At 62.3% G+C, this 18,347-nt stretch carries 17 protein-coding genes and 1 tRNA gene; 7 read left to right on the forward strand and 11 right to left on the reverse strand.

Annotation, left to right across the window (positions count from 1 at the left end; translation table 11 throughout):
• Positions 1-655: 655 nt before the first annotated feature.
• Positions 656-1,333, forward strand: coding sequence for a hypothetical protein (locus ACUN9V_RS02625; protein ID WP_445510245.1), 678 nt, complete (start codon positions 656-658; stop codon positions 1,331-1,333).
• A 274-nt stretch (positions 1,334-1,607) separates the two neighbouring features.
• Here ACUN9V_RS02625 and ACUN9V_RS02630 read toward each other — a convergent pair.
• Positions 1,608-1,692: transfer RNA gene (locus ACUN9V_RS02630), tRNA-Leu, on the reverse strand.
• A 140-nt stretch (positions 1,693-1,832) separates the two neighbouring features.
• Between ACUN9V_RS02630 and ACUN9V_RS02635 the strand changes: the two genes are divergently transcribed.
• The 5 genes from ACUN9V_RS02635 (at position 1,833) to ACUN9V_RS02655 (ending at position 6,628) form a co-directional block, all read left to right on the forward strand.
• Positions 1,833-2,588 carry a ComF family protein gene (locus ACUN9V_RS02635; RefSeq protein ID WP_445510246.1) on the forward strand — a complete coding sequence of 252 codons (756 nt, stop codon included), beginning with the start codon at positions 1,833-1,835 and terminating at the stop codon, positions 2,586-2,588.
• 40 nt (positions 2,589-2,628) lie between these two features.
• Positions 2,629-3,615 (forward strand): serine/threonine protein kinase, encoded by a 987-nt coding sequence (locus ACUN9V_RS02640; protein ID WP_445510247.1) that lies wholly within the window; start codon positions 2,629-2,631, stop codon positions 3,613-3,615.
• A 184-nt stretch (positions 3,616-3,799) separates the two neighbouring features.
• On the forward strand, positions 3,800-4,357 hold the full coding sequence (gene folE / locus ACUN9V_RS02645; protein WP_439284898.1) for a GTP cyclohydrolase I FolE: 558 nt from the start codon (positions 3,800-3,802) through the stop codon (positions 4,355-4,357).
• Positions 4,358-4,428: 71 nt separating this feature from the next.
• Entirely contained in the window at positions 4,429-4,878 is a 450-nt protein-coding gene (locus ACUN9V_RS02650) for a DUF4190 domain-containing protein (RefSeq protein WP_439284900.1), read from the forward strand.
• 250 nt (positions 4,879-5,128) lie between these two features.
• Positions 5,129-6,628: an NAD-dependent succinate-semialdehyde dehydrogenase gene (locus ACUN9V_RS02655; RefSeq protein WP_110693265.1), complete on the forward strand. Its 1,500-nt coding sequence runs from the start codon at positions 5,129-5,131 to the stop codon at positions 6,626-6,628.
• A gap of 152 nt (positions 6,629-6,780) precedes the next feature.
• Here ACUN9V_RS02655 and purH read toward each other — a convergent pair whose 3' ends face one another.
• From purH to ACUN9V_RS02700, 9 genes are all read right to left on the reverse strand, one after another.
• The gene (purH, locus tag ACUN9V_RS02660) at positions 6,781-8,412 is read right to left on the reverse strand and encodes a bifunctional phosphoribosylaminoimidazolecarboxamide formyltransferase/IMP cyclohydrolase (protein ID WP_445510248.1); all 1,632 of its coding nucleotides are present in this window, start codon (positions 8,410-8,412) and stop codon (positions 6,781-6,783) included.
• A 91-nt stretch (positions 8,413-8,503) separates the two neighbouring features.
• Entirely contained in the window at positions 8,504-8,812 is a 309-nt protein-coding gene (fis, locus tag ACUN9V_RS02665; RefSeq protein WP_075562117.1) for a DNA-binding transcriptional regulator Fis, read from the reverse strand.
• Positions 8,809-9,843 (reverse strand): tRNA dihydrouridine synthase DusB, encoded by a 1,035-nt coding sequence (gene dusB, locus ACUN9V_RS02670; RefSeq protein WP_075562150.1) that lies wholly within the window; start codon positions 9,841-9,843, stop codon positions 8,809-8,811. Before dusB ends, fis begins: the two co-directional genes overlap by 4 nt.
• Before the next feature lie 210 nt (positions 9,844-10,053).
• Positions 10,054-10,962, reverse strand: coding sequence for a 50S ribosomal protein L11 methyltransferase (prmA, locus tag ACUN9V_RS02675; protein WP_439284907.1), 909 nt, complete (start codon positions 10,960-10,962; stop codon positions 10,054-10,056).
• Between the two features lie 113 nt (positions 10,963-11,075).
• The gene (accC, locus tag ACUN9V_RS02680) at positions 11,076-12,419 is read right to left on the reverse strand and encodes an acetyl-CoA carboxylase biotin carboxylase subunit (RefSeq protein WP_075562119.1); all 1,344 of its coding nucleotides are present in this window, start codon (positions 12,417-12,419) and stop codon (positions 11,076-11,078) included.
• Between the two features lie 21 nt (positions 12,420-12,440).
• Positions 12,441-12,911 (reverse strand): acetyl-CoA carboxylase biotin carboxyl carrier protein, encoded by a 471-nt coding sequence (gene accB, locus ACUN9V_RS02685; protein ID WP_075562120.1) that lies wholly within the window; start codon positions 12,909-12,911, stop codon positions 12,441-12,443.
• A 180-nt stretch (positions 12,912-13,091) separates the two neighbouring features.
• Positions 13,092-13,535 (reverse strand): type II 3-dehydroquinate dehydratase, encoded by a 444-nt coding sequence (aroQ, locus tag ACUN9V_RS02690; protein ID WP_439284910.1) that lies wholly within the window; start codon positions 13,533-13,535, stop codon positions 13,092-13,094.
• A gap of 172 nt (positions 13,536-13,707) precedes the next feature.
• Positions 13,708-15,888 carry a protein-disulfide reductase DsbD gene (gene dsbD, locus ACUN9V_RS02695; RefSeq protein WP_445510249.1) on the reverse strand — a complete coding sequence of 727 codons (2,181 nt, stop codon included), beginning with the start codon at positions 15,886-15,888 and terminating at the stop codon, positions 13,708-13,710.
• A complete protein-coding gene (locus tag ACUN9V_RS02700; RefSeq protein ID WP_439284914.1) occupies positions 15,885-16,022 on the reverse strand; it encodes a hypothetical protein in 138 nt (45 codons plus the stop codon). The genes dsbD and ACUN9V_RS02700 overlap by 4 nt, the downstream gene beginning before the upstream one ends.
• A gap of 310 nt (positions 16,023-16,332) precedes the next feature.
• On the opposite strand from ACUN9V_RS02700, the gene ACUN9V_RS02705 reads away from it, so the two are divergent.
• Positions 16,333-17,502 carry a DUF2333 family protein gene (locus ACUN9V_RS02705; protein ID WP_445510250.1) on the forward strand — a complete coding sequence of 390 codons (1,170 nt, stop codon included), beginning with the start codon at positions 16,333-16,335 and terminating at the stop codon, positions 17,500-17,502.
• 105 nt (positions 17,503-17,607) lie between these two features.
• Here ACUN9V_RS02705 and ppa read toward each other — a convergent pair whose 3' ends face one another.
• Positions 17,608-18,168, reverse strand: coding sequence for an inorganic diphosphatase (ppa, locus tag ACUN9V_RS02710; RefSeq protein WP_445510251.1), 561 nt, complete (start codon positions 18,166-18,168; stop codon positions 17,608-17,610).
• Positions 18,169-18,347 lie beyond the last annotated feature (179 nt).

An 18,347-nucleotide genomic window follows, 5' to 3' on the forward strand; every position in this document is an offset into this window, starting at 1 on the left:
CTCAGACATTGGGTTTCATGGCGCGGGTATGGACAGGTGCCTCGAAAATCGGCGTCCTTCCGTCGATTTTCCCCTCCTATTTAACAAAGAGTTGAACGGTTCGATGATCGTTCGCCATCGTTTCTTATCTTCTCACTTCAGTCAGCCGGCCCTCTGCACATGGCCGGGCCAGTGAACCGTGTCGGGGAAGAGGTCTAGTGGCAGGACGGCTTTACAAAGGGTCATCCGGCAATAAAGTTTCGCAAAAGTCTTGACGCAAAAACAACTCTTGTATAACTTTGGCTTCGTTAGCTGACTCATCACACCCAAGGATGGGTGAAGGGATACACGGATGAGTTGGAGTCGCAGTCAAGGATGACTGCCGGCCTGTCGGCATCAGGACGATGGTGGTCAGGCTCAAGCATTACCGTAAGTCGCTTTTCGTCAGGAAGACGTCATGAAAGGACAGGAGTCCGGGCTTGAACGGGTAAGTTGAAGGCGGGCCGCCAGGCCCGCCTTTCGTGTTTCAGTGTTCCTGATATCAGGATTTGTATCTAGGGGCCTGAGTCTATCGGCCATTCCATCGATCCCGTCATGCAAACTACGTTATATCGCTTGTCAGCGCTGTCGCTTACATTAGCGTTTTTCGTCACGCAGGTAGGGGTTAATCACGACCATGGAATGGTTGTCCGCACATAGTCAATCCATCAGCGCCATCACGAGCATACTGACGCTCTTCGTCTGGTTTTTTTACGCCCAGATTCTTTATCGAAACTTTGCCCGCACCCGGCGTCCGCGGATCATCATCAATCGTGGCCACGGTAACGATCTCTCCGCGCTCTGTCTGATCAGTAACATGAGTTCCGAGCCAATCTTCCTGGAACACATCATCGTGACCTTGCACACCAGCAAGGGGTCGTTGACCAACGACATGATCGACTTCGAGGCCGATCATCGGCAGAACGGGTCCGACTCCGAGGATGCTGATTCTTCCCCAGCAAAGAGCGAGGAGGGGGAAGAAGGGATGCATTCCAGTCAGGGCCCTATGCTGCCCGGCAGTTTCAGTCATGTTGGAACGTTCGAAACGATTCTGAGACGTCTGTGCAGCGTCCATGACGTAGCACTCGATCATGATCGGCCCACGGACGATACGGTCTTCCACTTTCTCGATATCCGCGTGGTGGCCATCTACGGGAGTGAAGATCATCCGATCGGTGCCGAGCGTCGTTTCCGTCTCCATATGAGCGACGACGAAGCTTGCACGCTGGTGCCGGTATCGCTGGATACCAAGCGCTACGCCAACCGATTTCAACGCTGGCGCGTACGCCAGTGGATCCGGCATCTCGACGGTTGAGCATCATCCCGGCCGCCGAGCCTACCCGTATTTATCTAGGCACTTCCCATATACGAGCCGACACCGCACAAGTTGGCAGTGTAAGAGTCTTCAATGACAAGCCTCGAATGTACGAGCCGGTTTACAGGCAGGGAGCTGTGAGCGGGGCACGCAGAGTTGGATCCGATGAAGGGAGTTGGATCCGGTGAAGGGAGCTGGAGCCGTCAAAGAAAGCCGCGCTGCTGCGGACTTTTGGTGCTGGGGAAACTGCTCAGGGGAGATAAGAAAGCTGTCTTGGTGCGGATGGGGAGACTCGAACTCCCACACCTTACGGCACTAGAACCTAAATCTAGCGTGTCTACCAATTCCACCACATCCGCATGTCGACAGGCGCGCTCATTCTACTGACGCCTTCCTCGATGTCAATCATCGTTCGACGTGCGCGAACAATCCGCCATTCTCGCTTCAGTTTCCATCGATGCGGTCGACATCATGACTGAATGGTTCGAGAGAAATGGTCATGCGGCGAGGCGCAAAAATCCTTCCACCGGTGGCGCGCGGGCTACTGGCCTGGATCAATGCTCAACTGAAGAGGGCGTTGCCGGGCTACTGCGCCTTTTGCTGGGCGCCCGTTGCCGATGGCGTGCCCTGGTGTGCCGACTGTCATGCCGAGATGCCGTGGAATCGCAGTGCCTGCGGGCTGTGCGCGGAGCCGTTGCCAAGCGCTTTGCCTGGATCGATGGTATCGCTTCGATGCGGGCGATGTCTGCGGCATCCGCCGGCGCAGACGGCTGCCTGGGTGCCGCTGCGCTACGAGGGGCGAATGATACGTCTGATTCAGCGGTACAAGTTTTCGGCAGACGCGCGCGCCGGCGAAGTGCTGATTCGACTGATGCTGTCATCGTTCGGCTCATCGATCGAACCCGCCGGGGCGTTGATCGGTGTGCCGGGTCAGCGCGAGCGAACTCGGCAACAGGGGTTCGATCATACGGCGTGGCTGACGCAACGTCTGGCTGCGCATCTCGAGCTTCCGGTGATCGAGGCCGAGCGCTCACGCGAGACGCCTTCCCAACGGGGCCTGGATCGAATCTCCCGGCGGCGCAACGTGAAGCGGGCCTTCCGCGTGGCGGGGCGATTGCCGGCCTCCGTGACGATCGTCGACGATGTCATGACGACCGGCGCCACGCTGGAATCGCTGGCCATTGCCTGCCGCGAGGCGGGAGCCGAGAACGTGACCGCCATGGCGTTTGCGCGTACGCCGTCGACCCGAATCTGATAGCATGCGCGCAAGCATTTCGCCGTCAGCCGAGGTCCGTATGAGCGCCGTTTCCCTGCATCCGTTCGAGACCTTGACGCCGCAGCGGGTGGTCGAGGCCGTCGAGTCTCTGGGGCTATGGTTGCCCGGGGAGCCGTTCGCGCTCAACAGCTACGAAAACCGCGTCTACTCGCTGACCGACGACGACCGCCGGCGCTGGGTGGTGAAGTTCTACCGCCCCGAGCGCTGGAGCGACGCCCAAATCCTCGAGGAGCATGAATTTCTCCTGGCCCTCGCGGCGGAGTCGATCTCCGTCGGCGCGCCCTGGCAAGACGCCAGCGGCAACACGCTGCATCACTTCGAGGGTTTCCGTTTCACGCTGTTCGCCCACGTTGTCGGGCAGGCGCCGGAACTCGAAAATCCCGCACATCTGTTTGCGCTGGGTGAACTGATCGGTCGCGTGCATGAGGTCGGTGCACGCAAACCCTTCCGCCATCGGCTGCGATTCGATCCAATCCCGATGATCGAGGAGAGTCGCACGCGCGTGCTCGAGGCGCGCTGGCTCGATACCCGACAGCGCAAGATCTACGGCCGGACCCTCGACGCCCTGTTACCGCTGCTGGCCGATCACGCCTGGCCGGAAAGCGCGTTGCAGCGGGTCCACGGCGACTGCCATCTCGGCAACATGCTGGGGCGGGACGAACAGTTCTCGCTGGTCGATTTCGACGACTGCGTCATGGCCCCGGCGATACAGGATCTGTGGATGCTGCTGACGGCGCAGTCCCCCGAGGAGTGGCAGATGCAGCTTTCCGAAGTCATCGAAGGTTACGAGATGACTCGCGAGTTCGATCGCCGCCAGCTCGAATGGATCGAGGCGCTACGCACCCTGCGGCTGATCCGGCACAGCGCCTGGGTAACGGCGCGTTGGCAGGATCCGGCCTTTCCGCGCGCCTTCCCCTACGTTGCCGACAGCGGCTACTGGGATCAGCACATTCGTCATCTCGAGCAGCAGCGGATCACGCTCGATTCGCCGCGCTGGCTGGCCTGAGGCTGTGGCCTGACGCATGGGTGTCGCACCGGGAGATCCTGGCAGGACAGTATCGAGATAGTGGTGTCGGGGGAGTTTCGCTAGAATCAGCGGATGACCGATAGGGGAGCCGGATGCGATCGCCGTGGCGAACGCATTCGGTCGATGACACCGATAGATTGATACCGAAAGACAAGGCAGCAACATGACAGAGCAATTGGCAGGCCATTATCACGGCATTCTCGAGAAGCTGGGAGAAGATCCCGAGCGCGAGGGCCTGCGCGATACCCCGATGCGCGCCGCCAAGGCGATGCAGTTTCTGACCCAGGGTTATCATCAGTCCCTGGAACAGCTGATCAATGGTGCGGTGTTCGCTTCCGATACCGACGAGATGGTCCTGGTCAAGGATATCGAGATGTACTCGATGTGCGAACATCACGTGCTGCCTTTCATCGGCAAGTGTCATATTGCCTATCTACCGCAGGGTAAGGTGCTGGGGCTGTCCAAATTTGCGCGGATCGTCGACATGTATGCCCGGCGTCTTCAGATTCAGGAGAATCTCACCCGTGAGATCGCCGAAGCCGTGATGCAGGTGACCGAGGCCCGCGGCGTGGGTGTCGTGATCGAGGCTCAGCATATGTGCATGATGATGCGCGGCGTCGAGAAGCAGAACTCCAGCATGACGACCTCGGTGATGTTGGGGAGCTTCCGCAAGAATCAGACCACGCGTCAGGAGTTCCTGATGCTGGTCAATGGCCGCTGACAGGCGTTTCGGTCGGCTTCGTCGCAGGTCGGCCATCTCGACGCGTAAACCCATCCCGCCAGGAAAGACGCATGGACGGTCGGCTGTACCAATTCGACGATGATACCCAGACCGGCGAGGTCGAGGGCGACGACGGCCAACGCTATCCGTTCGATTTCTCGCAGTGGCGTGGCAGGGGATTGCCGAGCGCCGGCATCGCGGTTCGCTTCGCGCTGCGCGACGGTCACGCCATTCAGGTTTTCAATCGACCGGAAACGCAGCGCCGTGCCAGCAGCACTCGTGACGTCCACGGCAAGACGCGGCGAAAGCAGCTCTCGCACTGGGCCCTGGCCGCCTTCGTGGTGTCGATTGCCGGATTGAGTGCGGGTCGCTACGCGCCGATAGTCGAAGTCCTGGCCCTCGTGCTGGCGTGGGCGGGGCTGCATCAGGTGCATCGCAACCCACAGCGCTTCAACGGCTACGCATTGAGCGGCGCGGCAATCGCGATTGCCGTGGGGGTGACGCTATGGTCGCAGTGGTGAGCCGGCCGTGCCGAGAGTGTTTGCTGCTGTCGGGGCGGTTCCACCACCCTCTGCAAGGACATCACGATGGCGGGCGCGATCGGCGACTGGCGAAGGCGACGTTAACCCGCCATCCTGTGCTGTAGAATCGTCAGCCTGGAATCGTTGCCGCAGATCGGCGTCATTCTCGATTTCCCGGCATGGGGCATTGGCCGGGTCGGCGAGAGGCAGCAGCCCGCCGCCGGCAAGCACATCAAGGAAGGAGTGATTCATGCAATCCGTCAAAGCGCAGTCCGACAAAGCACAGTCCGTCAAAGAGAGCGCCTTGTTCAGGCCATTCGCCTATATCGATGGTAACTGGGTCGCCGCCGACAGTGGCGAGCAGATCGAGGTCGACAACCCCGCCAATGGCGAAATCCTCGGACGCATGCCGCGGCTGGGGCGCGCCGAGACCGAACGTGCCATCGAGGCCGCCGAGGCCGCACTGCCGGGATGGCGCAACCATACCGCGCTGGAGCGGGCGGACATCCTGATGAAGTGGTACGAGCTGATGCTCGAGAACAAGGATGAACTGGCCGCGATCATGACCGCCGAGCAGGGCAAGCCGGTGAAAGAGGCCGCGGGCGAGATCGTCTACGCCGCGAGCTTCATGCGCTGGTTTGCCGAGGAAGCGCGGCGTATTTACGGCGACACCATCCCCGCCGCGAGTACCCAGCAGCGTATCGTGGTCACCAAGCAGCCGGTTGGCGTCGTCGGCGCGATCACGCCGTGGAACTTCCCGTCTTCGATGATCACGCGCAAGGCCGCCGCCGCGCTGGCAGCGGGTTGCACCATCGTGATCAAACCGGCCAGTCAGACACCGTTTTCGGCCACGGCGCTGGCCGCGCTGGCGGAACAGGCTGGCGTTCCGCGTGGCGTATTCAACGTGGTGCCGGGCAAGGCCAGCGAGATCGCCAAGGCGATGACCGACTCTTCGGTGGTGCGCAAGGTGACCTTTACCGGCTCGACCGAAGTCGGCAGTTCGCTGATGGCCAACGCTGCCCAGCATATCCAGAAGATTTCGCTCGAGCTCGGCGGCAACGCCCCGTTCCTGGTGTTCGAGGACGCCGATCTCGACGCGGCGGTCGAAGGCGCGATCGCTTCTAAATTCCGCAATGCCGGGCAGACCTGCGTCTGCACCAATCGCTTCCTGGTGCAGTCCAGCGTGGTCAATGCCTTCAGCGAAAAGCTGGCGGCGGCGATGAACAGCGAACTCAAGGTCGGCGACGGCTTCGAAGAGGGCGTCAATATCGGCCCGTTGATCGATGATGATGCCGTGGCCAAGGTGGCCGACCACATCAAGGACGCGACCGACAAGGGCGCACAGCTGTTGCTGGGCGGTCACGAGCACTCGTTGGGTGGGCGGTTTTTCTCGCCGACGCTGGTCAGCCACGTGACACCGGACATGAAGGTCGCCACCGAGGAGACTTTCGGGCCGCTCGCAGCGGTGTTCCCCTTCGAGACAGAAGAGGAAGCGGTGCGCATGGCCAACGATACCCAGTTCGGACTGGCGTCCTATTTCTACTCGAAGGATCTGGGTCGCGTCTGGCGGGTCGCCGAAGCGCTGGAATACGGCATGGTGGGTATCAACACCGGCTTGATCTCCAATGCCAGCGCCCCCTTCGGCGGCGTCAAGGCTTCAGGCCTGGGTCGCGAGGGCTCCAAGTATGGCCTCGACGAGTACATGGAGACCAAGTACCTCTGCATCGATCTGGGGGAAAAGTCAGACTGAGCTACGAGCTTCGAGCTTCGAGCTTCGAGCTTCGAGCTACGAGCTTCGAGCTTCGAGCTACGATCGAACAGCGCCAGCGACAATGTCGCTGGCGCTGTTCGTTTCACGGTGATGCTTTTTCGGCTCGCGGCTCGCGGCTCGCGGCTCGCGGCTCAGTGGCGGAAGTGACGCATCCCGGTAAAGACCATCGCAATGCCCGCCTCGTTGGCCGCGGCGATCACTTCCTCGTCGCGCATCGAGCCGCCGGGCTGAATGACGGCGGTGATACCCGCCGCGGCGGCGTTGTCCAGGCCGTCGCGGAAGGGGAAGAAGGCGTCCGAGGCCATCACCGAGCCGATCACTTCCAGACCGGCCTGCTCGGCCTTGATCGCGGCGATACGCGCGGAATTGATTCGGCTCATCTGACCCGCGCCGACGCCGACTGTCTGACGATTCTTGGCATAGACAATGGCGTTGGACTTGACGAACTTGGCGACTTTCCAGGCGAAGACGAGATCGTGCAGCTCCTGCTCGCTCGGCGCGCGCTGGGTGACGACCTTGAGGTCCTCGGCGTCGATCATGCCAGTATCCCGGCTCTGTACCAGCAGGCCGCCGTTGACGCGCTTGTAGTCCCAGCCGTCCGCGGTCTTTACCGGTAATTCGCCGCACTCCAGCAGGCGTACGTTGGTCTTGCTGGCGACTGCTTCGCGGGCTTCGGCAGAGATGCGCGGGGCGATGATCACCTCGACGAACTGACGGGCGACGATCGCGCTGGCGGTTTCGCCATCCAGCTCGCGGTTGAAGGCGATGATACCGCCGAAGGCGGATTCGCTATCGGTCGCGAAGGCCAGGTCATAGGCTTTGCGGATGCCGCCCTCGGCCTCCGGCACTACCGCGACGCCACACGGGTTGGCATGCTTGACGATGACGCACGCCGGCTTGGTGAAGGACTTGACGCACTCCAGCGCCGCATCGGTATCGGCCACGTTGTTGAACGACAATGCCTTGCCCTGCAACTGCTCGGCCGTCGCAATGCTCGCTTCCGGCTTGCCGGGTTCGGCCGTGCCTGACTCAACCGTGCCTGATTCAATGTAGAACGCGGCTTTCTGGTGCGGGTTCTCGCCGTAGCGCATGCCCTGTTTCTTGGTGAACTGCAGCGACAGGGTACGGGGGAAGTGGGGCTCGCCGTTGCCGACACGCTGGCCGAAGTAGTTGGCGATGGCCGCGTCGTAAGCGGCGGTATGTTCGAACGCCTTGATCGCCAGGTCGAAGCGGGTCTTGTGACTGACGCCCCCGTCGTGACTGTCCATATCCATCAGGATGCGCGAGTAGTCGTCGGCGCTGACCACGATCGTGGTGTGCTCATGATTCTTGGCGCAGGAGCGCACCATCGTCGGGCCGCCGATGTCGATGTTCTCGACTGCGTCCTCGAGGGTGCAGTCGGGCCTGGCCACCGTCTGTTCGAAGGGATAGAGATTGACCACCACCATGTCGATCGGGTCGATGCCGTGCTCCGCCATGACCGCATCGTCCTGACCGCGACGCCCCAGGATGCCACCATGAATCTTGGGATGCAGTGTCTTGACGCGCCCATCCATGATCTCCGGGAAACCGGTGTGAGCGGAAACTTCGGTCACGGCGATATCGTTTTCCTGGAGCAGACGATAGGTGCCACCGGTCGATAGCAGGTCGACGCCGCGCGATACCAGTTCGCGGGCGAAATCGACCACGCCGTTCTTGTCGGACACGCTGAGCAAGGCGCGGCGCACGGCCCGAGGGGCGCTAGAAGCAGGGTTTTGAGACATGCCAGTCCACTCTTTTTTACGGCGAGACAATTTACGTTCAGGCGGGCTTCGCCAACGCGAAGCCAAGGAGGTTTCAGGCCAGTTCGTATCGTTAGATCAGATCGTACTGTTTGAGCTTCTTGCGAAGCGTGCCGCGATTCAGTCCCAGCAGCTCGGCGGCGCGGGTCTGATTGCCGTCGACGTTGCGCATCACGACGTCGAGAAGCGGCGCTTCGACTTCCGCCAGCACCATGGTGTAGAGATTCGAGACCGACTCTCCCTCCAGATGGGAGAAATAACGCTCCATGACCCGCTCGACGCACTCTCTGAGCGTGGTATGAGACAGCGCATCGGGCATTTGAAGTGGCTCGACCTCGGTGGGCGATTCTCCCTCGAGGGCTAAAGGCTGCCGGCTATTCATGCTGCGTGGATTCCGTTATCGATCGCGACGGCGTCACCGCGAAAGAGTTCATGGAGAAACTCGAACTGTTGACTGGCCTGCTCCAGGCGATTGAAGCGGGCCCGGCGTTCGCGACCGGGGTCGTGCGACGCCAGATACCAGCCGATATGCTTGCGTGCGACTCGAACACCCAGATACTCGCCGTAATGCTCGTGCAGAGCGCGCAGGTGCCAGCCCATGGTATCGACGAACTCTTCGGTCGTGGGCGGGGCATGCTCACGCCCGGTTGCGAGGTAGTGTTCGATCTCGCGGAACAGCCAGGGATTGCCCTGGGCGCCGCGTCCGATCATTACCGCATCCGCGCCCGTGTAGGCGAGAACGTCGGCGGCGCGTTGAGGCGTCGTGACATCGCCATTGGCGAAGACCGGGATCGACACCTGCTGCTTGATCGCGGCGATGGTGTCGTACTCCGCCTCGCCGGTGTAGCGCTGCTCGCGGGTTCGGCCATGAACCGCCAACGCCGCGATCCCGGCGTTCTCGGCAAGCTTCGCTACCCGCTCGGCGTTGCGGCTGTCGGCGCACCAGCCGGTCCGAATCTTCAAGGTGACCGGGATCTCGACGGCCGCGACCACGGCCTCGAGAATGTCCGCCACCAGGCGCTCGTCCCGCAGCAGCGCCGATCCTGCCGCCTTGTTGCAGACCTTCTTGGCCGGGCAACCCATGTTGATGTCGATGATCTCCGCGCCGGACTCGGCGTTGAGTCTCGCTGCCTCGGCGAGCATCTCTGGATCGCCGCCGGCGATCTGCACCGAGCGTGGTCCCGGTTCGCCACGGTGGATCATGCGCTGGCGAGACTTGCGGGTGTGCCACAGGCGACTGTCGGCGGTGACCATCTCCGAGACCACCAGACCTGCGCCCAGCTCGCGACACAGCTGGCGAAAGGGGCGGTCGGTCACCCCGGCCATGGGGGCCAGAATCACGCGATTGGGTAGCGTGTGCCGGCCGATGCGGGGTAACGGGCGATCGGTCTGCGATGACACGGAATCACGCATCGTTACAGGGCTCAGGCGAAACGGGGAAGCCATGATACCGATCACGCCGACTTTGTTGAAGCGCTGTTTGCCGACGCACGACCTAAGCCGTAGCGTAGCGATCCAGCGCATGAAACACGTTCAGGTGCAGGCCACATGTCATGAATGCCGGCACGAAACGGGGTCAGCGTGATCGGATCCAGGATCACGCCGATCCGCGGCTCCAAACGATTACCGTTTCTGGCCGGGCCGACGACCGGTCAGCAGCATCCAACCCTCTTTTTCCTTGGGTTCGTCCATGATCAGGCCCTGGGCCCGGTAAGCCTCCAACACCGATTCGGTCTGGGCCTCGAGAATGCCGGAGAGTGCCAGCAACCCATCGGGGCGTACCCGCGCGGCGATCGTGGCGGCCATCTCGATCAGCGGCCCGGCGAGGATATTGGCGACGACCACTTCGAACTGGCCCTGGCCGATTCTCTCCGGATAATCGAGGACCAGGCTCGACTCGTCGATCTGATTGCGCTCGGCGTTGTCGCGGCTGGCCTGCAGGGCCTGGGGGTCGATATCGACACCCACGGCGATCTCGGCGCCGAGCTTGAGCGCGGCGATGGCGAGGATGCCGGAGCCGCAGCCGTAATCCAGAATCTGGCGCTGGTCGAGATCCTGGGCGTCGAGCCAGCCCAGGCAGAGTGCGGTGGTGGGGTGGGTGCCGGTACCGAACGCCAGACCGGGGTCGAGCAGCAGATTGACGGCATCGGGATCGGGGGCTTCGTGCCAGCTGGGAACGATCCACAGCCGTTCGCCCATTCGCAGCGGTTCGAAACCATCCATCCACTCGCGCTCCCAGTCGCGATCGGCGAGCAGTTCGTACTCGATCTGCGGCGCCGGTTCGTCGGGAGACTGCTCGGCCCAGGCGCGCTGAACGCGCTCGATCATCGCCTCGACGCCGGCGAGGTCATCGTAGAGCCCGGTCAGTACCGTCTCGCGCCATAGCGGCGTGGTGCCGCGATCGGGCTCGAAGACCGGCTCGTCGTGGGCGTCCTGCAGAGTGATGGCGCTGGCGCCCTCGGCCAACAGCAGCTCTTCCAGCCATTCGGCCTGTTCGGGCGGGATGGATGCCTTGAGTTGTAGCCAGGCCATTGGGGCTCTCTCGTATCGGTGGGTAAAAGGAATACAACGCGACGGGGCGGTCTATTACAGCACTGAATGCGCAGAATAGACCGCCCCGTCTCGACCGGCTCGATATCCGGGAATCAGCTCAAACCGAGCTTCTTCTCCAGGTAGTGGATATTGACGCCACCGCGCTGGAAGGCGCTGTCACGGACCAGATCCTTCTGCAGATCGATATTGGTCTTGATGCCTTCGACCAGCAGCTCGTCGAGCGCATTGCGCATCCGCACCAGGGCGATTTCGCGATCCGCGCCCCAGGTGATCAGCTTGCCGATCAAGGAGTCGTAGTGCGGGGGAACGCTGTAACCGGTGTAGATGTGCGAGTCCATGCGCACGCCGAGACCGCCCGGCGCATGATAGAGGTCGATCTTGCCGGGTGAGGGCATGAACGTGCGAGCGTCTTCGGCGTTGATACGGCACTCGAAGGCGTGGCCGCGGAGGACGACATCTTCCTGGCGAATCGACAGCGGCTGACCGCAGGCGATACGCAGCTGCTCCTTGACGATATCGACACCGGTGACCATTTCGGTCACGGGATGCTCGACCTGCACGCGCGTGTTCATCTCGATGAAGAAGAACTCGCCGTCCTCGTACAGGAACTCGAAGGTGCCGGCGCCACGATAGTTGATTTCGATGCAGGCGTCGGTGCAGGACTTGAGCACCTTGGCGCGCGCCTCGGGATCGATATGCGGTGCCGGCGCTTCCTCGAGCACCTTCTGATGGCGGCGCTGCAGCGAGCAGTCACGATCGTAGAGATGAATCGCGTTGCCCTGACCGTCGGCCAGCACCTGGATCTCCACATGGCGCGGGTTCTCGAGGAACTTCTCCATGTAGACGGTGCCGTCACCAAAGGCCGCTGCGGCCTCGGAGCGCGTGATGCTGGCCGCCTTGGCGACTTCGTCATCATTGCGGACGACGCGCATTCCACGACCACCGCCGCCGGAGGCAGCCTTGATGATCACTGGGTAGCCGATGCGCCCGGCGATACGCCGAATCTCGGCATCATCTTCCGGCAGCGGGCCATCGGAGCCGGGCACCGTGGGTACGCCGGCTGCCTTCATGGCGTTGATCGCGCTGACCTTGTCGCCCATCAGGCGGATGGTTTCCGCTCGCGGCCCGACGAAGGTGAAGCCGGAACGTTCGACCTGCTCGGCGAAATTGGCGTTCTCGGAAAGAAAGCCGTAACCGGGATGAATGGCGCTGGAATCCGTCACTTCCGCCGCGCTGATCAGGGCGGGAATGTTCAGATAGGATTTGGCCGAAGCCGCAGGGCCGATACAGACGGCCTCGTCGGCCAGGCGCACGTGCATCAGTTCCCGGTCGGCCTTGGAATGAACCGCCACGGTCTTGATCCCGAGCTCCTTGCAGGCGCGCAGAATACGAAGTGCGATCTCGCCACGGTTGGCGATGAGTACCTTGTCCAACATGATGGTTTCGCTCGTGTGGTCTTAGTTGATGATGATCATCGGCTGGTCGAACTCGACCGGCTCGCCATCCTCGACCAGAATCGCTTCGATCACGCCATCCTTGTCGGCTTCGATCTGGTTCATCATCTTCATCGCTTCGACGATACACACGGTATCGCCTTTCTTGATGCTCTGACCGACCTCGACGAATGCCTTGGAACCCGGCGCCGGCGAACGATAGAAGGTGCCGACCATCGGCGAGGTCACCGCGTGACCGGCAGGCTGCACGGGGCCCGGCTCGGCGGGATCGGGGGCTTGAGTCTGTTGCGGCGCGCCGTAGTTCGGGCCGGCCTGCGCCATGGATTGCGGCATCATCATCGGCTGCTGGGCGGCACCGAATCCAGCCGGGTGACGGCTGATGCGGACGGACTCTTCACCTTCCTGAATCTCGATCTCGCTGATGTTCGACTCTTCCAGCAATTCGATGAGCTTCTTGACCTTGCGTATATCCATGGCGATGTCTCGGCTTGATTGAATGTGAATAAAGGCACCACTCTCGACATGCGAACTCGGAACGGGCCAGCGCAATGCGATGAGTATCAGTGCTGTAACTATCAGTGCTGTGACTATCAGTTCTGTGAGTGACAGGACCGGGTTGACAATGCTGCACGCCCGTCGGCGGAAGGACGTGGATCAGCGTGAATCCAACTGCTTGAACGCGGCATCCAGCGCCAGCACATAGCTGTCGGCGCCGAACCCCGCGATAACGCCACGGGCGACGTCGGTGAAATAAGAGTGCGCACGAAATGGCTCGCGAGCATGCACATTGGACAGGTGCAGCTCGATGAACGGGATATCGACCCCGGTCAGCGCATCGCGCAGCGCCACGCTGGTATGCGTGAAGGCGGCCGGGTTGAGCAGGATGAAATCGATGTTCTCCTGTCGTGCCCGATGCACGCGTTCGACCAGTTCGTGCTCCGCGTTGGACTGCAGCCATTCCAGCTGATGGCCGACGTCGAGGGCGCGCTCGGTCAGACGAATCCGGATGTCCTCGAGGGTGGTCGTGCCATACACCTCCGGCTCGCGGGTGCCGAGCAGATTCAGGTTGGGACCGTTGAGAACCAGCAGTCTAGCCATGACCGTCCTTACGCTGTTAACCCGTTCTTGGAACGCCGAGATCGCGTCACTTTGCTGCAAGATAGCGTCTTCGGCCCACCGTTTTCATGATGTCGAAGTTTGCCGAAAAATATTGAGGGTGTCCACCCTGACTATCGAACGTTGTTCGTTAACGCCACCTGTAGATCACCGCCTATGAATCGCGAGATGGCCGACCCGGCCCTGACGCAGTCGCTTTGGCTTCGCTTAGCTGCGCCACTGCATCGAGATGTTGGATGAGTGCGCGGGCGTCCACTTCGCCTTGAACACGGGCACGTGGCAACTCCTCTCCATGAGCGAAAAATAGCAATCCCGGCGGGCCGAACAGGTCGTAATGCTCGAGCAGCCGGCGGCTGGCAGGTGCGTCCCGAGTCACGTCGGCTCGAATCAGCGTGAACCCTGCCAGACGTTGGGCGACGGCTGGCCGAGGAAAGACATCGCGTTCCATGACCTTGCACGAGATGCACCAGTCGGCGCTGACGTCGACCATGGCGGGGCGCCCGGCCCGGTCCGCCGCCGCCAGGGCGGCCTCGAGCTGGCCAAGGTCGCTGACGGTCTCGAAGCGCGGCGCCGCGTCCGGCGACGACGTGGACACGGCGGCCGGCAATGGCCTCAGGGGATCGCTGCCGCCCTGAGCCGCGCCCCATACCATCGCCACGCCCCACACGAGCAGCACCCAACCCGACGTCTGACGTATCAGCGACCCGCCGCGAAATCTGCCCGCGGGCGCGCCATCGGGCGCTGAACTGGACCCTAGCGCGGCATCGGGCGTCGAAAGGGATCGTGGCGCGGCATCGGGCGTCGAAAGGGACCCTAGCGCGGCATCGGGCGCCGAAAAGAATCGTGTCGCTGGGCGAGGTCGCAGCGGACCCAGCGCCAGCGCGCAGCCCATTGTCAGCATGCCCCAAAGCAACAATGCGACCGGCCCCGGCACGATGCGTTCGACCAGCCAGATCGCCACGCCCAGCAGCATCACGCCGAACAGCGCCTTGACGCCAGTCATCCAGACGCCGGCGCGTGGCAGCCACTGGGCGCCGAACGTACCCGCCGCCACCAGTGGCGCACCCATGCCCAGCCCGAGCGCGAGCAGCGCCATGGCGCCACCCAGGGCGTCACCGGTCGTCGAGATAAACACCAGTGCGCCGGCCAGCGGCGCGGACACGCAGGGCGAGACCACCAGCACCGACAGCGCTCCCGCCGAAGCCAAACCCAGCGGGCCACTGCGCTGTAGTCGGGATTGCCAGGCATCGACGCGCTGGTTGAGGCCATTGGGCAGGCGTAGATCGAAAAGGCCGAACATGGCTGCGGCGAAAAGCGCAAACAGCAGCGCGAGCGGGGCCAGTACCCAGGCCGACTGCAGTCGCGCCTGCAGGTTGAGCGAGGCGCCGAACAGACCCATCAGCGTTCCGAGGAGCATGAAGGTCACCGCCATGCCCGTGACGTAGCTCAGCGACAGCGTCAGTGCCCGTCGCCGCCGGGCGTTCTGGCCGACGATGATCGAGGTCAGGATTGGCAGCATCGGCAGCACACAGGGCGTGAACGTCAGCCCCAGGCCGGCGAGAAAGAAGAGCCCCAGCGTGCTCGGGTCAATACCGGCGCGAAGCAGTGACTGGAACTGCCCGTCGGCGCTGGCCGAAGAGAGCGGTTCGACTTCACCCGCCAATGTCATCGAGGCGCTTGTCATCGAGGCGCTTGGCATCGTCTCGACTGTCTCGGCAGCCGGGTTGGAGAGCGCCTGACTCGTCTCCCGTGTCGAGAAGGGATCGTTGGTCGTGTCTGCTTTCGACGTGCCGATCGGCGACGCCATGGCTTCACTGCTGGCATCGCGATAGGCCGCTGGCGCAGGCCCCGGTCTGGCGGTCAGCCTCCAGTGCTCTGGCGGATAGCACAGACCCGCGTCGGCACAGCCCTGGAAGGATAGCGTGATCGAAATCGGCTGGTTCGGATTCCGCTGTTCCTGCCCGGGCAGCGGCGCGCTGATCTCGACCTGATCGTAGAAGACATGAACATCGCCCAGATATTGATCGTGTTTGAACTGACCGGAGGGGACTTCGAGGGGGCCGAGCGTGATCTCCGACTGATCACTCTCGAGCGCCAGGCGCTGACGGTAGAGGTAGTAGCCGGGCTGGTTGCGGATGCCGATGTAAACGCGCTTGGAATCATGCCAGGCGTAGGCGTGAAAGGCCTCGTCGACCGGCAGGAATTCGGCGGCGTTTTCGCTCCGAAACGGAGAGTCGCCAGCGGCGGCAAACACGTCCTCGGCTCGGGCAGGGCCGAGCGCTGCCATCAGGCAGCAACCAAGCGTCAGAATCAACGAGTATAAACGCGACTTCAAAACAGAGATTTCCCGGCGACGATGAAAATACGGATCTGCGGTTGACTGACATTCGGTCTCATGACGACGGCCTTGATGCCGCCGCCGTGGCAACGGCCCACTGCTATGAACCTGCAGCCGGGAAAAAGTGCCATGGACGATTCCCGTAGCCCCTGCCCAGGGCCACGGCATGCGACGTCACGGCTCGCCACATTGGAGCGGACGGCGAAACGGTGAAAGGCCGAGCTGCAGAAGCCGGCGCTGTGAAGCTCGTCGCTGCGAAACACCGGGCGGCTAAATAAAGCCCTGCAGCGAGAGAGGGTACAGCGAAAGGCGGACTGCGTGTGGCGGCGAGCATGATAGGATAGGCTCATCGTTTTCCCAACTTTGCTTCCTTCGACTCAGGTTCTCTTGACGGGTTACCCACGTCGGCATTCGCAACCTCAGCAATGACAAGGATCGTCCATGGCTCTGTTTCGCAAGAAGGCGCCGCTATCGCGCACCGAGGTCCTCGAAACCCCCCAGTACGGCTGGATCTGGAAGCCACTGGTGGCGCTGGTCGTCATCTATTTGCTGGCCTGTATCGTGCTGGGCATCTGGTGGAGCTGGACGCCGTCGCCGACCGACCCTAAACAGGCGGTCGAGCAGCAGCGGGGTTTCCCGCAGAGCGTGGATACTCGCGGTGGCGATGAGCCGCAGTCGCCGGCGTCCGGCGAAACGCTGCTGGCCAGCAATATCGCGATCATCGATACGCTGCTCGACAAATCGGGCGGATATCTGCGCAACGATGTCATGCCGCCTGGGCTGTGGCTCGACAACATGCCCAATTGGGAAAAGGGCGTGACCCAGCAGGTCCGTGATGCGGTAGCATCACTGGGTTCGGCGCTGGATGTCGGCAGTGCTCCGCTGGGAGAGGCCAACGACGAGCTTTCCGGCGATCTCGACAGTTGGCGCTGGCCGGCTTCGGAGAATGTGCTGCGGTCCGCCCGCAACAATCTCGGCGAGGCCTTCACGGCGCTGGAAAACGCCTCCGGACAGCACGGGGCGAATCAGGGCGCGTCGAATCAGGCAACGTCAGGTCAGGGTTCGTCGGATCAGGGCGCGTCAGGTCAGGGTTCGGCGGATCAGGGTGCGTCAGCTCAGGATTCGTCGGATCAGGGGGTATCAGGTCAAGGTTTATCGGATCAGGACGCCGTCGCCGATACGGCATCACCGGACGCGCCCGATGCCTCCGCCCTGCGCGAGTGGCTGGCGCAGGTGGAGAAGCGTCTGCAGACGCAGACCCAACAGCTTGCCGCCAATGTCGGTCAGTCGCCCAGCGGCGATCAGCAGAACGACAGCACGCCCTGGCTGCGGATCGACGACGTGTTCTTCGAAGCAAGAGGGACGACGTGGGCGCTGGCCCAGCTGATGCGGGCGGCCAGGATCGACTATGCCGATGCGATCGAGGACAGCGGTGCTGGCGGTGATTTCGACCAGTTGATCGCGGAGCTGGAGAGCTCGCAGGGGCGGGTCTGGAGTCCGGTGATTCTGAACGGGTCGGGCTTCGGGCTGTTCGCCAACCACTCATTGATGATGGCGAACTATACGGTGCGGGCATCGCAGCTCGTCGAGAAGATTCGCAACCAGCTCTGATCGTTCTGCGGGCGTCAGAATCCAACCCGGACGACGTCACAACGCCAAACGCCGCCCCGGCTTGTCACCGGGGCGGCGTTTTTACGTGATGCAGCGAGTGATGCTCTACGCTTCGGCGTCATCGTCATCGTCATCGTCATCGTTCTCGTAAGCGGCAACGGCTTTCTCGATCGCCCGACGGGCTGCCTCGGCGCCATCCCAGGAGTCGATCTTGACCCATTTGCCTTTCTCGAGATCCTTGTAGTTCTCGAAGAAATGGGCGATCTGCTGACGCAGCAGTTCGGGCAGATCGGTGACCTCGTGCACGTCGTCGTAGAGTGCGGACAGTTTTTCATGGGGAACGCAGACCAGCTTGGCATCTTCGCCCGCTTCGTCCGACATGTTGAGCACGCCGACCGGCCGCGCACGAATCACACAACCCGGCTGCACCGGGTAGGGGGTCACGACCAGCGCATCCAGCGGATCGCCGTCGTCGGCCAGCGTATTCGGAATGAAACCGTAGTTGGCCGGGTAGAACATCGGCGTGGCCATGAAGCGGTCGACCACCAACGCGTCCATCTCCTTGTCGATCTCATACTTGATTGGCGCGTGGTTGGCGGGGATTTCGATCGCCACGTACACGTCGTTGGGGAGATCCTTCCCGGCGGGAATCTTGTCGAAACTCATCGTTGAGTCCTTGCGGTTTGCAGGTTGAACGCCAGCGGGCGAAAATCCGGAGAATTATACGAACAGGCTAGTCCGATTACCAATCCAGACGCCGGCCCGATTCCCCGACGACGCCTCGGCATCGACGCCGTCGGGGCTGTGTCCGAGATTGCCTGATGACTCGCCGTTCGTCGATCCAT

This window comes from Salinicola sp. V024 (assembly GCF_052645315.1).

Coding starts and splice junctions, on each gene's coding strand:
- ACUN9V_RS02655 (WP_110693265.1), top strand. CDS start 5,129: ATGCAATCCGTCAAAGCGCAGTCCGACAAAGCACAGTCCGTCAAAGAG.
- purH (WP_445510248.1), bottom strand. CDS start 8,412: ATGTCTCAAAACCCTGCTTCTAGCGCCCCTCGGGCCGTGCGCCGCGCC.
- accC (WP_075562119.1), bottom strand. CDS start 12,419: ATGTTGGACAAGGTACTCATCGCCAACCGTGGCGAGATCGCACTTCGT.
- ACUN9V_RS02705 (WP_445510250.1), top strand. CDS start 16,333: ATGGCTCTGTTTCGCAAGAAGGCGCCGCTATCGCGCACCGAGGTCCTC.
- folE (WP_439284898.1), top strand. CDS start 3,800: ATGACAGAGCAATTGGCAGGCCATTATCACGGCATTCTCGAGAAGCTG.
- dusB (WP_075562150.1), bottom strand. CDS start 9,843: ATGCGTGATTCCGTGTCATCGCAGACCGATCGCCCGTTACCCCGCATC.
- aroQ (WP_439284910.1), bottom strand. CDS start 13,535: ATGGCTAGACTGCTGGTTCTCAACGGTCCCAACCTGAATCTGCTCGGC.
- prmA (WP_439284907.1), bottom strand. CDS start 10,962: ATGGCCTGGCTACAACTCAAGGCATCCATCCCGCCCGAACAGGCCGAA.
- ACUN9V_RS02635 (WP_445510246.1), top strand. CDS start 1,833: ATGCGGCGAGGCGCAAAAATCCTTCCACCGGTGGCGCGCGGGCTACTG.
- fis (WP_075562117.1), bottom strand. CDS start 8,812: ATGAATAGCCGGCAGCCTTTAGCCCTCGAGGGAGAATCGCCCACCGAG.
- ppa (WP_445510251.1), bottom strand. CDS start 18,168: ATGAGTTTCGACAAGATTCCCGCCGGGAAGGATCTCCCCAACGACGTG.
- ACUN9V_RS02700 (WP_439284914.1), bottom strand. CDS start 16,022: ATGGCACTTTTTCCCGGCTGCAGGTTCATAGCAGTGGGCCGTTGCCAC.
- ACUN9V_RS02640 (WP_445510247.1), top strand. CDS start 2,629: ATGAGCGCCGTTTCCCTGCATCCGTTCGAGACCTTGACGCCGCAGCGG.
- accB (WP_075562120.1), bottom strand. CDS start 12,911: ATGGATATACGCAAGGTCAAGAAGCTCATCGAATTGCTGGAAGAGTCG.
- ACUN9V_RS02650 (WP_439284900.1), top strand. CDS start 4,429: ATGGACGGTCGGCTGTACCAATTCGACGATGATACCCAGACCGGCGAG.
- ACUN9V_RS02625 (WP_445510245.1), top strand. CDS start 656: ATGGAATGGTTGTCCGCACATAGTCAATCCATCAGCGCCATCACGAGC.